General features: G+C 70.4%; 13 protein-coding genes. 8 read left to right on the forward strand and 5 right to left on the reverse strand.

Going from position 1 to position 13516, the window contains the following annotated elements:
- Positions 1-393 precede the first annotated feature (393 nt).
- Both Ari01nite_RS40620 and Ari01nite_RS40625 read right to left on the reverse strand, forming a co-directional pair.
- Positions 394-1509 (reverse strand): glycosyltransferase, encoded by a 1116-nt coding sequence (locus Ari01nite_RS40620; protein WP_203788753.1) that lies wholly within the window; start codon positions 1507-1509, stop codon positions 394-396.
- Positions 1499-2443 (reverse strand): glycosyltransferase family 2 protein, encoded by a 945-nt coding sequence (locus Ari01nite_RS40625; RefSeq protein ID WP_203788755.1) that lies wholly within the window; start codon positions 2441-2443, stop codon positions 1499-1501. Before Ari01nite_RS40625 ends, Ari01nite_RS40620 begins: the two co-directional genes overlap by 11 nt.
- A 162-nt stretch (positions 2444-2605) precedes the next feature.
- Between Ari01nite_RS40625 and Ari01nite_RS40630 the strand changes: the two genes are divergently transcribed.
- The 4 genes from Ari01nite_RS40630 (at position 2606) to Ari01nite_RS40645 (ending at position 6972) form a co-directional block, all read left to right on the forward strand.
- Entirely contained in the window at positions 2606-3769 is a 1164-nt protein-coding gene (locus Ari01nite_RS40630) for an LCP family protein (protein ID WP_239163440.1), read from the forward strand.
- Between the two features lie 101 nt (positions 3770-3870).
- On the forward strand, positions 3871-4728 hold the full coding sequence (locus Ari01nite_RS40635; protein WP_203788759.1) for an MEDS domain-containing protein: 858 nt from the start codon (positions 3871-3873) through the stop codon (positions 4726-4728).
- Positions 4725-5651, forward strand: a complete 927-nt coding sequence (locus tag Ari01nite_RS40640) for a sensor histidine kinase (protein WP_203788761.1) — start codon at positions 4725-4727, stop codon at positions 5649-5651. Before Ari01nite_RS40635 ends, Ari01nite_RS40640 begins: the two co-directional genes overlap by 4 nt.
- Before the next feature lie 46 nt (positions 5652-5697).
- Positions 5698-6972, forward strand: coding sequence for an APC family permease (locus tag Ari01nite_RS40645; RefSeq protein WP_203788763.1), 1275 nt, complete (start codon positions 5698-5700; stop codon positions 6970-6972).
- On the opposite strand, the gene Ari01nite_RS40650 is transcribed toward Ari01nite_RS40645, so the two are convergent.
- A complete protein-coding gene (locus Ari01nite_RS40650; protein WP_203788871.1) occupies positions 6954-7169 on the reverse strand; it encodes a hypothetical protein in 216 nt (71 codons plus the stop codon). The genes Ari01nite_RS40645 and Ari01nite_RS40650 overlap by 19 nt on opposite strands.
- A gap of 41 nt (positions 7170-7210) precedes the next feature.
- Here Ari01nite_RS40650 and Ari01nite_RS40655 point away from each other — a divergent pair, with 41 nt between their 5' ends.
- Positions 7211-7717 (forward strand): TetR/AcrR family transcriptional regulator C-terminal domain-containing protein, encoded by a 507-nt coding sequence (locus Ari01nite_RS40655; protein WP_239163441.1) that lies wholly within the window; start codon positions 7211-7213, stop codon positions 7715-7717.
- On the opposite strand, the gene Ari01nite_RS40660 is transcribed toward Ari01nite_RS40655, so the two are convergent.
- Together Ari01nite_RS40660 and Ari01nite_RS40665 are read right to left on the reverse strand one after the other, a co-directional pair.
- Positions 7714-8742, reverse strand: a complete 1029-nt coding sequence (locus tag Ari01nite_RS40660) for a serine hydrolase domain-containing protein (RefSeq protein WP_203788764.1) — start codon at positions 8740-8742, stop codon at positions 7714-7716. The two genes, Ari01nite_RS40655 and Ari01nite_RS40660, sit on opposite strands and share 4 nt — an antisense overlap.
- A complete protein-coding gene (locus Ari01nite_RS40665) occupies positions 8739-9236 on the reverse strand; it encodes an ArsR/SmtB family transcription factor (protein WP_203788766.1) in 498 nt (165 codons plus the stop codon). The genes Ari01nite_RS40660 and Ari01nite_RS40665 overlap by 4 nt, the downstream gene beginning before the upstream one ends.
- A 237-nt stretch (positions 9237-9473) precedes the next feature.
- Here Ari01nite_RS40665 and chvE point away from each other — a divergent pair, with 237 nt between their 5' ends.
- The 3 genes from chvE to mmsB are packed head-to-tail and all read left to right on the forward strand — an operon-like array spanning position 9474 to position 13377.
- Complete coding sequence (chvE, locus tag Ari01nite_RS40670; protein WP_239163442.1) at positions 9474-10604, forward strand: multiple monosaccharide ABC transporter substrate-binding protein; 1131 nt, start codon at positions 9474-9476, stop codon at positions 10602-10604.
- Positions 10601-12133, forward strand: coding sequence for a multiple monosaccharide ABC transporter ATP-binding protein (gene mmsA, locus Ari01nite_RS40675; RefSeq protein ID WP_203788769.1), 1533 nt, complete (start codon positions 10601-10603; stop codon positions 12131-12133). Before chvE ends, mmsA begins: the two co-directional genes overlap by 4 nt.
- Positions 12130-13377: a multiple monosaccharide ABC transporter permease gene (gene mmsB / locus Ari01nite_RS40680; protein ID WP_203788771.1), complete on the forward strand. Its 1248-nt coding sequence runs from the start codon at positions 12130-12132 to the stop codon at positions 13375-13377. Before mmsA ends, mmsB begins: the two co-directional genes overlap by 4 nt.
- The last annotated feature ends 139 nt before the right edge of the window (positions 13378-13516 follow it).

Consider the following 13516-nt stretch of genomic DNA (forward strand, 5'->3'; position numbering starts at 1 on the left):
AGTTTGCCCGCCGGCCGAGTCTCCGTCACGGTGCGGTGCAGTCGCGATGTCAGGTCCCGCCCGGTGGCACAGCGCCCGCCGACGCCTTTGGCCGCAAACGTCCCGCTGGCGCTCGTCCGCGACGCGATGTTGTCGATCTGCTGTTCCGGATGACCGCGGATCGCCAAGATCTGAACCCGGCAGCCCAATGGCATCCGTTCAAAGCCGCATTTATCGGATATGCCCCGGCCTTACTCGCCTTAAGGAGGGCCGGGCTGGAGGGCTGGGCTGGGCCGGGGCTGGGCTGGGAGGGCCGGGGCTGGGCTGGGAGGGCCGGGGCTGGGCTGGGAGGGCCGGGCTGGCCGGGGCTGGCCGGGGCTGGGAGGGCTGGGAGAGCGATGGGAATTTTCCCGATCATGGGCGGTTCTGCGAGTCTGGGGTGAGCTCGTCGTAGAGGGCTTCCAACTGGCGGCTTTGGACAGTGAGGTTGAAGCGTTCGGCTACCCGGGTGCGGGCCTGACTGCCCAGGCGCTTGCGGAGCACGTCGTCGGCCAGGAGGCGGCTCAGGTTGGCGGCCAGCGCGGCGCGATCGCCCTCCGGACCCAGCAGGCCCGTTTCGCCGTCGGTGACCGCCTCGGGGATGCCGCTGTGGGTGGTGGCCACCACCGGCAGGCCCAGCGCGGCCGCCTCCAGGACCGTGGTGGGCAGGCCCTCGGTGTCGCCGTCGCGCGCGGTGCGGGAGGGTGCGGCCAGCAAGCGGGACGCCGTCAGCACCCGGGTCACCTGCTCGGGCGGCTGCGCGCCCAGGAAAGTCGCGTCCACGCCCAGTGCCGCGGCGTACGCCCGCATCGTGGAAAGCATCGGCCCGGCACCCAGCAGGACGGTCCGGGGCCGAGTGGGACCGAGCGCAGCGAGGGCCGCGAGGAGGTCGTCGACGCCCTTCTTCTCGACGAAGCGGCCGACGAACGCTACGTCCCACTCCTTGCGGCGGTCGGGCACCTCGGCGGGCACCGGCACGCCGGTGTAGTGCACCCGGACCTTGGCGGGGTCGGCGCCGCACGCGACGGCCCGGTCGCGGATCACCTCGGAGACCGCGATGATCACGGCGGCCCGGCGGAAGACCGTGCGCAGGTGGTGGCGGTACCGCAGGCCGTGCAGGCCGGGGCTGGCCGGCTGCCTGGTGACGTCATGGCCGTGGACCGTGACCACCAGCGGCAGGCCGAGCCGCGCCGCCTCCCTGCTGACCAGCCAGCCGTCGCCGCCGAAGTGGGCGTGCACCAGGCGGGCGCCGGTCGTGCCGAGCAGCCTGCCCAGCCGGGGTGAGCTGCCGGTGAGGCGCAGCCGCAGAAAAGACCGGGGAGAGGGGAACGCGACCAGGTCGGCGGCGCGGGACAGGGGCGACGCGGTCCGGGTCGCGCCGACGTAGACCGGCTGCCAGCGGGTCAGCGCGTCGCCGTGGTTGCGCACGAACGTCTCGGAGCCGCCGAGCAGCGCGCTGCGCCAGATGACGACCCGGGGGTCAGCGGGCATCGACCGGACGGCCCATCACCAGGTCCCGGACCTGCGCCCGCAGCCCGGGCGGGAGGGTCCAGATCTGCACGAAGGTCAGGTAGTCGAGGGCGCCGGGGCGGCCGTGCGTGCGGGCCTCGGCGAGCAGCTCGCGGAAGACCCGGGTGCTGCGGGTCGGTGCGGCCATCGAGCTGAGCACGCTCATCGTGAACGCAGCGTACGCGCGCGGCGTGAAGAGGTCGCGGTTGCCGCGCAGCCAGGCGAGCTGGTCCTGCCACGGGTTGGCCAGGCTGATCCGGTCGCGGTCCTCGTCCTGGTGCCACAGCACCAGGGCCTCGTCGGCGTAGAGCAGTTCCACGTCGTCGTGCCGGACCGCGCGCAGGGCCCAGTCGAGTTCCTGCTGGCGGCGCAGGCCCACGGTGAACGGCACCCGGCGCAACAGCTCGGTCGGGGCCAGGATGGTCGACGTCTGGATGAATCCGTCGCCGTGGAACAGGCCACGCCGGACGGTGAAGTATTCGCTGAGCGGCTCGCCGGGTGCGGGCAGCCGGCGCGGCAGCACGGTGTCGGCGCGCGGCGTCCGGCTGATCATCCGGCTGGCGACCACCGGCGACGGCCGGTTCGCCGCGGCGGCCAGCTCCAGCTGGCGCTCCAGTTTGGTGGGCAGCCACTCGTCGTCGTCGTCCAGCAGCGCGGTCCAGCGGCCGCGGGCGTTGCCGGCACCGACGTTGCGCGCGTTCGGTGCCTTGCCGGGCCGGGCCAGCTCGATCACCCGCAGCCGCTCGTCACCGACCGCCGCCAGATTGGCGCGCGTGTCCGGGTCCGGGCCGTCGACCACCACGACCACCTCGAGGGCCTCGTGGGTCTGCGCGAGGGCGCTGCGGACGGCGCGGACGGCCAGGTCCGGGCGGTTGCGCGTCGGGATGACGACGCTGACGTCCGGTGCGGAGAACATGGACCGGGACGTTAGGGACGCCGGGCGGCGTACGGGTTAATTACCGGCGGCGCGGACGCTGCCAGAAAGTTCACACCGAACTCTTATCGGGCAGCACCGATCTGCCGGGCCGCCGGATCCGTGTTGGTTAGGGACGGATCGCCGGGCGAAAGGAAGATGATCTTGAGGAGACGACCCGCCGTGCGCTATCGCCGCCGCCGTACCCCCAGTTGGGCCCGGTGGTGCGTCACGCTCGGTGCCCTGCTGGCCGTGGTGGCCGGCGGATCGGTGGTGGCCCTGCAGGTCACCGTCGGCGCCGCCACCAGTTCGGTGTCGCAGCAGGCCCTGCTCGGCTCCTCGCGGTCACAGGCCAAGCGCGCGTCGATCAAGGGTGCCAAGAACATCCTGCTGGTCGGCATCGACGCCCGGAAGGACGCGCTGCCCAAGGCCGGCACCCGCTCCGACTCGATCATCCTGCTGCACATTCCGGCCGACCACCAGTCCGGCTACCTGATCTCGCTGCCCCGGGACAGCTTCGTCGAGATTCCGGCGTACGACAACGGCGCGCAGCGGTTCGCCGGCGGTGAGAACAAAATCAACTCCGCGTTCTTCTTCGGCAGCCGCGGCCTGACCGGACCGGAGGCGCTGTCCGGCGGCTTCGAACTGCTCTCGCTGACGATCAAGGACCTGACCGGCATCACCCCGGACGCCGGCGCGATCATCGACTTCCAGGGCTTCCGCAACGTGGTCAACGTGCTCGGCAAGGTCTGCATGAAGGTCGAGCAGAACGTCACCTCGGTGCATCGCGGGGTGGACAACGAGACCGGCGAGTTCGCCGTCCCGTACGTGCTCAACAAGGACGGCTCGGTGCGTTCCAAGGTCCGTGGCGTGACCGCGAACTTCTACGAGAAGGGCGACCGCTGCTTCAACCCGACCGAGGCGCTCGACTTCGTGCGGCAGCGCGACCTGCTGGAGAACCGCGACTTCGACTACGGCCGGCAGCGCAACCAGCAGCTGTTCTTCAAGGCCATCATCAAGCAGGCGATCGACGACGGGCTGGCCTCGCCGACCAAGCTGCCCGGCCTGGTCAAGGCGTTCGGGCAGACCATGACGGTCGACTCCGGCGGCATCTCGCTGGAGGACTGGGTGTTCGCGATGAAGGGCATCAACCCGGACGACCTGGTCACCCTCAAGACCAACGAGGGCAAGTTCAACAGCCGGCAGGTGCCCGGCGTGGGCAGCGTCGAGGTGCTCAGCGACGACAGCCTGGCCCTGCTGCGGGCGGCCCGCAACGACACCGTCGCGGAGTTCGCCGCGGCCAATCCGGAGTACGTGTCGAAGACCTGATGTGCCAGCCTTTTCCGGTCACTCTCCCGAGGTAGCGCCGGTGCACCCGGCGCGGCGTACCGTGTTAGCGCACCCCGCTGGGGCGATGACTAGGGAGGATCGTGGGCGGGTTACCGCTCTTGGACCGGGTCGCCCTCGGTGACCATGTCTGCTGGGCCGTCGACGACGACGCCGTCCGGATGGAGGCGATCGCCGGGTTCGTGCGCGCCGGGCTCCAGGCCCGCCATCAGGTGCACTACTGCGGCGACGACCCGGCGAGCGTGCTGGCCGGCCTGACCCGGCACGGCATCGGCACCGGCCCGGCCACCGCGGCCGGGCAGCTTATCGTGCAGTCCGCGGAAAGCTCGTACCTGGCCTGCGGCCACTTCGACCCGGAGGCCACCATCGCGCTGTGGCACCGGCAGATCGCCGACGCGCTGGCCGCCGGCTACCTGGGCATCCGGGTGGTCGGCGACATGACCTGGGCGACCCGCGGCATACCCGGCCGGGACCGGTTGCCGTGGTACGAGGCCCAGGTGAACACCGTCTTCCTCGGCGGGCACGTCGCCGGCGTGTGCGCGTACGACCGCCGTGTCTTCGATCCTCTGGAGCTGCGCCGGCTCTCCTGGGCCCACCACGGCGCGGCCTCGACCGGGTCGGCTTACGACCCCGGCACCTCGCTGCGGATCGCCCGCACCCGCAACCCGAGAGGCGTGCGGCTGTCCGGCGAGGTCGACCTGTCCAACCGGATCGCACTGACCACCCTGGTCGAGCACCTGTTCGACGACGGCGGGCCGGAGGTCACGGTCGACCTGACCGACCTCACCTTCGCCGACACCGCCTCGGTCCGGATCCTGGTGGCCGCCGCCGACAGCGGCGCCGGCCGGATCCGCCTGGTCGGCTGCTCCCCGGCCGTGCTGCGGCTGCTCGACTTCCACCATGCCGGCGAGGTGCCGGACCTCATCGTGGAGGCGCTGTGAGAGCGTCCACATTCGACCATCCCGCCCTGCTGTACCGCACCTCGGACGAATACCTGGCCGGCACCACCGGCTTCGTCCGCGCCGCCCGCGCCGATGGCGACCGGGTGCTGGTGGCGGTGCCGGGCGACCATCTGACCCTGCTCCGCGCTGCGCTGGCCGGCGAGGAGGCCGGGGTCGCGTTCGCCGACATCAGCGAGTCCGGCCGCAACCCGGGCCGGATCATCCCGTCGGTCCTGCTCCAGTTCGCCGCGGAACACGCCGACACCCGCGTCTCGATCGTCGGCGAACCGGTGTGGCCCGGGCGCTCCGCCCTGGAATACCCGGCGTGCGCCACCCACGAGGCGCTGATCAACGTCGCCTTCGCCGGCCGGGACGCCACCATCCTGTGCCCGTACGACACCAGCTGCCTGGACGCCGCCATGGTCGACGACGCCCGGCGCACCCACCCGGTCCTGATCGAGCACGGCAACCGGATGCCGAACGACCGCTACGAGGAGCCGCTGCGCACCGCGGCCCGGTACAACGTGCCGCTGCCGCCACCGCCCGACGGCGCCGCCACGATGCCGTACGCCACCGGCGCCGACCTGGCCGACGTGCGCGCGTTCGTGCGCCGGCAGTCAGCGGGGGTGCTGTCCGCCGCGCGGGCCGCCGAGCTGATGCTGGCCGCGCACGAACTGGCCGCCAACACCATCACCCACACCGGCGGCGGCGGCCGGATAGCCGTCTGGCCCGAGCCGGGCCTGATGGCCTGCCAGGTCGACGACACCGGGCACCTGGCCGACCCGATGGCCGGCCGGGTCCCGCCGCCGGCCCGGCAGCCCAGCGGGCGCGGCCTGCTGCTGGTCAACCAGCTGTGCGACCTGGTGCGGCTGCACACCCGGCCGGGCGCCACCAGTATCCGGATTCACATCCTCTGCGGATGACGTGACCCGGCTGCCCCACCGGTTAGAACGTTACCGGGAGGCCGCGATGACAACGACATACCTGTCCGTGCGCCAGGCCGCGTTCATCGGGGTCGGGTCGATGGTGGGCGCGGGGATCTTCGCCCTGCTCGGCGCCGCCGGCGAGGTGGCCGGTGCCGCGGTCTGGCTGTCGTTCCTGATCGCCGGGGCGGTCGCGGCGCTGCAGGGCTACTCGTTCGCCCGGCTCGGCGCCCGCTATCCGAGCGCCGGCGGCCTGCTCGAGTACGTCGCCAAGGGGTTCGGCGACGGCCACGTCACCGGGGTCACGGCCTGGCTCACGTACACCGCGAACGCCATCGTCACGGCGATGGTCGCGGTCTCCTTCGGCAGCTACGCCAGCGACATGTTCAGCGGTGGCAGCGCCGGCTGGGCCAAGTTCTTCGCCGCGTTCGTCATCGTCGCGATGACCGTGGTGAACGTGGTCGGCTCCACGCTGGTGGCCCGGGCGCAGACCGTGATCGTGTACGTGGTGCTCGGCATCCTGGTGCTGTTCGCCGTGGTGACCCTCACGAACATGACGCCGGACCTGCTGGCGCCGTCCGGTTATCCGCCGGTGCGCGACATCGTGTCCAGCGTCGCGCTCACTTTCTTCGCGTTCCTGGGCTTCGGCATCATCACGTTCACCGCCAAGGACCTGGCCCAGCCGTCCCGCCAACTGCCCCGGGCGATGTTCCTGGCGCTCGCCATCGCCACGGTCATCTACGTCGCCATCGCGGTCGGCGTCTTCGGCACGCTGACCGTCGGCGAGGTGATCTCCTCGGGTGGCACCGCCCTCGCGGTGGCCGCCGAGCCCTCGCTCGGCACCGCCGGTTACTGGCTGATGTCGATCACCGCCATCTTCGCCACCGCGGGTGCCACCAACGCCGGCCTCTATCCGGCGGCCGGCCTGAGCGACCGGCTCGCGGCCACCGGCCAGTTCCCGCCGGTGATGGCCCGGACCACCGGGCGGGCCTCGAACGGCCTGCTCATCCAGGCCGCGATCTGTCTCGCCCTGGCGTTGCTGTTCAAGCTGACCGCGATCGCCTCGATCGGCAGCGCGGTGGCCCTGCTGATCTTCATCCTGGTGACCGCCGCCCATTTCCGGGTACGCGCCGACACCGGCGCCAGCGTCGTGATGCTCATCCTGGCGGTCGCCACGGCCGGTGTGGTCCTGGTGACGTTCGTGCTCACCGATCTCATCCACGCGCCCGCCTCGATGGTGACCCTGCTCGGCGTCATCCTGGTGAGCATCGGCCTCGACGTGGCCTGGAAGCGCCGCCGGGTCTACCCGGCGTCCAGGTAGACCTCGATCTCGTAGATCAGGCGGACCGGCTCGCCGTTGGTGACGCCGACGAAGACCGGTTCGCCGGCCGGCGTGCGCCCGAGCCGCCACACCTCGGCGCGGGCGGCGTCGCGGGACTCGGGGTGGGCCTTGCCGGCCCGGTGCAGCGCCAGGACCCGGCGGGCGGTGCCGCGGTCGCTGTCCACCTGGATGCGCATGTGGGCCACGAGCACCAACCTAACACCGTTAAGGTGGAGCCGTGCGGGACAGGGAACCGGTGACCACCGAGCGGATCGTCGCGACGGCCGTGGCGCTGCTCGACGAGGGCGGGGCGCACGGGCTCACCATGCGCCGCCTCGCCGGCCGGCTGGCGGTCACCGCCACGGCGCTCTACTGGCACGTCAAGACCAAGGACGACGTACTGGATCTGGCCGTTGACCGGATCTTCGGTGACGTGCCGCTCCCGGCGGCCGGCGCGGACTGGCGGGACGACGCTCGAGGACTGCTCCGGGAGTGGCGGCTGGCCATGCTGCGGCACCCGTGGGCGCCGGGGCTGATCGGCCGGCCGGTGGTGGGTCCGAACGTGCTGGCCCGCACCGAGTTCCTGCAGAGTGCGCTGGCCCGCGGCGGCTATGCGGGACGGCGGCTCACGGTGATCACCCGGGTGCTGGCGAACTATGTGATCGGGTCGGCGCTGACCGAGGCGACCGGCCGGGCCGCACCGGACGACGACCTGTTCGAGGCCGGGCTGGACGCCATCCTCTAGGAATCGAGGACGTCGAGCGCCAGGCGCACGGTGCTGCCGAACATCCGGGTGCGGCCGTCGTTGCAGGCGACCAGCGCGGCCCGGCTGCGGTCGCGGGACACGGCGGCGGTGGCCACCCAGCGGGTGTTCGAGCCCTGCTGCACGTACGCCACCCGGTCCAGCAACGGCCCGCGGGTGGGAATCCACCAGCCCATGCCCTGCTGGGTGGCCACCCCGGCGGGCGGGGTGCAGATCCGCTCGATCGACTCCGGCCCGATCAGGCGGCCGGGTTGGTCGAGAAACGTGCGCATGAAGAGGGCCCAGTCGCCGAGGGTCGAATGCAGCCGGCCGGCGGGGGAGAGCAGCGGCGGGTTGTCCGGCGGGTATGTCAGCGACGTGCTGTCCGGCTCGATCGCCGGGCCGCGACCGAAGCCCCGCCACCGGGCCCGGTGCCCGCGCGGCTGCCCGTCACCGGGCGGCCCGAAACCACCGCTGGTGATGCCCAGCGGCCGCAGTACCTCATCGGTGAGTACGTCCTCGAACGGCTTTCCGGTCATCCGCTCCAGCGCCGCCCCCACCAGCGTGTAGCCGAGATTGGAATACCGGAACCTCCCCGGCTCCGACGGCGGAAGCGCCAGAGTGTCCGCCGCGAGCAGTGCCCGTTGCGCCGTCACCGGTGCCGGATCGGTCAGCGCCGCCCGCATCCGGTCGGCTGTCGGGTTGGCCGGCATCCCGGCCGTGTGCACCAGTACGTCGGCCAGCGTGACCTGCCGCCAGCCGGCGTCGGCGTCCCCGTCGAACAGCGACGCCACCGGCGCGGACCAGTCCAGCTCGCCGCGCTCGGCGAACCGGGCCACGGTCACCGCGGTCATCGCCTTCATGCAGGAGCCGATGTGCCACCGGTCGTCCGGGGTGACCGGGTCGTCGCCGCCGCGGACGCGTTCACCGCGGGCCACCACGTCGACCGGGCCGGTGGCGGGCACCAGCGCCACGGCCACCCCCGGCGCGCCGGACCGGGCCCGGAACCGCTCCACCGGCTCGATCATGAGTCCTCCCAGGGCACCGACGGGCGCAGGTCGAGCACCGCGCACAGCACGGACAGCAGCGGGATCACGTGTTGCTCGCGGACCGCGTAGGTGCCGCGTTCGGGCTGGTGGACCACGCCGGCCGCGAGCAACTCCTTGAGGTGGTGGAACAGCTGGCCGGGGGAGGGCTGGTCGAGCCGCTGGGCCAGCTCGGCGGTGGTGAGCCGGCGGCGCAGCAACTCGGTCGCGATGCGGACCCGGGTGGGGTTGGCCAGGGCGGCCAGCACGCCGGCGCTGGCGTCGGCCGGCGCGGACCGGATCTCGTCCCAGCCGCGGACGACCTGCCACGCCAGGGTCTGGCCGTCCCAGCCGCCGAGGCCGGCGTAGAGCACGGTGTCGGCGTCGAGATGCTGGTCGAGCATGGCGGGGACGGCGGGCGGGCGGGCGGTGGCCTCGAGCGCGGCCACCCGGCGGCCCAGGCTGGCGAGCTCCCGTGCCATCTCGTCGGCGTTCATGTCGCCTACGCTACTCCGGTATTCCGGAATTAGAAAGCGATAGGTTCGAGATCTAGCACGCGCCGGGATACCCGCTGTTATCGATAACAATTGGGTCTCGGCTAACGGTTGCGCTAAGCATCGATATTAAGTTTCCTCTACATGTCGCCGACGTTGCCGACGGCCGTTGACAGGCCTGTTGTTAGCGTTCACACTCGACCGCACGCTGCTGCCCCCCGAGCGAAGGAGTTACGCGCTATGAGACTCAACCGGATGGGGGCAGTCGCCTCCGCCGTCGCCCTTGTCGCCGCGCTGGCCGCGTGCGGTTCCAGCGAGAAGACCGCCGACCAGGCGCCCGCGGCGGGCGACAACAAGGGCGCGCTCGTCGGCGTCACGATGCCCACCAAGTCGTCGGAGCGGTGGATCTCCGACGGTGACAACGTCAAAAAGCAGCTCGAGGCCCTCGGATACACCGTCGACCTGCAGTACGCCGAGAACGACATCCCGACCCAGACGCAGCAGCTCGACAACCAGATCACCAAGGGCGCGAAGCTGCTGATCATCGCGTCGATCGACGGCACCGCGATCACCACGCAGCTGGAGAACGCGAAGGCCAACAAGATCCCGGTCATCGCCTACGACCGGCTCATCCGGGACAGCCCGAACGTCGACTACTACGCCACCTTCGACAACTTCAAGGTCGGCGTGCAGCAGGCGACCTCGCTGCTGGTCGGCCTCAAGGTGCTCAACGCGGACGGGACGCCGGGCAGCGCCAAGGGCCCGTTCAACATCGAGCTGTTCGCCGGCTCGCCGGACGACAACAACGCCACCTTCTTCTTCAACGGCGCGATGAGCGTGCTCAAGCCTTTCCTGGACAACAAGACGCTGACCGTCAAGAGCGGACAGACCGACTTCAAGACCGTCGCCATCCTGCGCTGGGACCCGGCCACCGCGCAGAAGCGCATGGAGAACCTGCTGACCTCGACCTACAAGGGCGACGTCAAGGTCGACGGCGTGCTCTCGCCGTACGACGGCCTCTCGATCGGCATCCTGTCCGCGCTGAAGTCCAGCGGCTACGGCACCGCGGCGCAGAAGTACCCGGTTGTCACCGGCCAGGACGCCGAGCTCGCCTCGGTCAAGTCGATCATCGCGGACGAGCAGTACGCGACCATCTACAAGGACACCCGGCAGCTGGCCAAGACCACGGTCGAGATGGCCGACGCCGTGCTCAAGGGCCAGGCCCCGCAGACCAACAACACGACGGACTACGACAACGGCGTGAAGGTCGTGCCGTCGATGCTGCTCCAGTCGGTGATCGTGGACAAGACCAACTACAAGAAGGAGCTTGTGGACACCGGGTACTACACCGAGGCCCAGCTCGGGTCATGACCGAGGCCATCCTCCGCATGCGGAGCATCACCAAGACGTTCCCGGGCGTGAAGGCGCTCTCGGACGTCAACCTGGAGGTGCTCCGCGGCGAGATCCACGCGATCTGCGGGGAGAACGGCGCCGGGAAGTCCACCCTGATGAAGGTGCTTTCCGGCGTCTACCCGCACGGCGACTACGAGGGTGAGATCACCTTCTCCGACGAGCCGTGCCGGTTCTCCGGGATCCGCGACAGCGAGCACCGCGGCATCGTGATCATCCACCAGGAGCTGGCGCTCGCGCCGAATCTGTCCATCGCCGAGAACATCTTCCTCGGCAACGAGCAGTCCAAGCGCGGGATGATCGACTGGAACCGCACCAACGCCGCGGCCGCCGACCTGCTCCGGCGGGTCGGCCTGCGGGAAAATCCGGTCACCCAGGTGCTCGACCTCGGCGTCGGCAAGCAGCAGCTGGTCGAGATCGCCAAGGCCCTGTCCAAGGAGGTCCGGCTGCTGATCCTCGACGAGCCCACCGCGGCGCTCAACGACGAGGACTCGGCGCACCTGCTCGACCTGCTGCGCGGCCTGCGCGAGCAGGGCATCACCTGCGTGATCATTTCGCACAAGCTGAACGAGGTGCTGGCCATCGCCGACCGCGTCACCATTCTGCGGGACGGCCGGACCATCACCACGTACGACGTCGAGGGCCTCACCGAAGACAAGATCATCTCCGGCATGGTGGGCCGCGACCTCGACCACCGGTTCCCGCCGCACGAGCCGACCATCGGCGCGGAGATCCTGCGGATCGAGGACTGGTCCGTGCACAGCCCCACCCAGCACGGGCGGCTGGTGGTGCGCAACGCCAACCTCACCCTGCGGCGCGGCGAGATCGTGGGACTCGCCGGGCTGATGGGCGCCGGCCGCACCGAGCTCGCGATGAGCATCTTCGGCCGCGCCTACGGCGCGAACATCACCGGGCGGATCTTCAAGGACGGCCAGGAGATCCGGTTGCGGTCCGTGCAGGAGGCGATCAGACACGGCATCGCGTACGCCACGGAGGACCGCAAGCGGTACGGCCTCAACCTGATCGAGGACATCAAGCGCAACGTGTCCGCCGCCGCGCTCGGCAAACTGGCGAAACGCGGCTGGGTCGACGACAACGAGGAGTACAAGGTCGCCGACGAGTTCCGCAAGAGCATGAACATCAAGGCGCCGAGCGTCTCGAGCATCACCGGCAAGCTCTCCGGCGGCAACCAGCAGAAGGTCGTACTCTCCAAATGGATCTTCACGGACCCGGACGTGCTGATCCTCGACGAGCCGACCCGCGGCATCGACGTCGGTGCGAAATATGAGATCTACACGATCATCAACGCGCTCGCCGACCAGGGCAAGGCCGTGCTGTTCATCTCCAGCGAACTGCCCGAACTGCTCGGGCTCTGCGACCGCGTCTACACCCTCTCGGCCGGCCGGATCACCGGTGAGGTGCCCCGCGCCGAGGCCACCCAGGAGGGCCTGATGACCCTCATGACCGCCGGACAGGAGGCAGGCAAATGAGCGTCGCACCGACCAATGCCGATCTCGCCCTGGACACCACGCCCGCCGCCCCCGACGGCACCGGCCGCGGCCGGTTCTCGCTCAACCTGCGGCAGAGCGGCATCTACATCGCGTTCGCGCTGATCGTGCTGCTGTTCACGGTGCTCACCGGCGGCGACATGCTGGCGCCGCAGAACATCAGCAACATCATCGTGCAGAACTCGTACATCCTGATCCTGGCGATCGGGATGATCCTGGTGATCATCGCCGGGCACATCGACCTGTCGGTGGGCTCGGTGGTGGCCGCGACCGGTGCGGTCGCCTCGGTGATGATGGTGCAGCACGACATCGCGTGGCCCGTCGCGCTGGTGGCGACGCTGATCATCGGTGGCGCGATCGGTGCCTGGCAGGGCTACTGGGTGGCGTACTTCGGCATTCCCGCGTTCATCGTCACGCTGGCCGGCATGCTGCTGTTCCGGGCCATCACGCTGACCATCCTGGGCAACCGGGGCATCGGCCCGTTCCCGGACGAGGTGCGCACCCTGGCCAACGGCTTCACCGAGGGCTACCTGGGCAACATCGGCCTGGGCGTGCTCGGTGGCGCCGACCTGTTCAGCCTGCTGATCGGCGTGGTCGCGGTGGCCGGCATCGTGGTCAGCCAGTGGCGGGCCCGGGCCGGCCGGCTCGCCTACGGCCAGGCGGTCGACCCGCTGCCGCTGTTCTTCATCAAGATCGCGGTGGCCGCCGTCGTGGTCATGTTCGTGGTCATCCAGCTGGCCCGCTTCCGCAACCTGCCCTGGGTGCTGGTGCTGCTGGCCGCCCTGGTGCTGGGTTACTCGCTGCTGGCCAACAAGTCGGTCTTCGGCCGGCAGATCTATGCGGTGGGCGGCAACCTCCAGGCGGCAACCCTTTCCGGCGTACGCGTCAAATCGGTGGTCTTCTGGATCTTCGTGAACATGGGCGTGCTGGCCGCGCTGGCCGGCGTCATCTTCTCGGGCCGGCTCAACCAGGCCAACCCGATCGCCGGCCAGAACTTCGAACTGGACGCGATCGCGGCCGCGTTCATCGGCGGTGCCGCCGTCCAGGGCGGCGTCGGCAAGGTGGTCGGAGCCATCACCGGCGGCCTGATCATGGGCGTCATCAACAACGGCATGAGCCTGATCGGCGCCCAGTCCGACAAGGTGATGCTGGTCAAGGGCGCCGTCCTGCTGGCCGCCGTGGCCTTCGACGTCTGGACGAAGCGCCGCGCCGGCGCCGCGCGCTGACCCTGTTCCAAGTCCGGGCCCCGCCTTCGAGAAATTTCTTCGAGGGCGGGGCAACCTTTTGCCCACCGGCGGACCACTACACATGTCGACCGCGTCGGCACGGACTTACCTCCGAGGTAACCCGGGCCCGCTGAGCACG

The sequence above is a fragment of the Paractinoplanes rishiriensis genome (assembly GCF_016862375.1).
GTDB lineage: Bacteria > Actinomycetota > Actinomycetes > Mycobacteriales > Micromonosporaceae > Actinoplanes > Actinoplanes rishiriensis.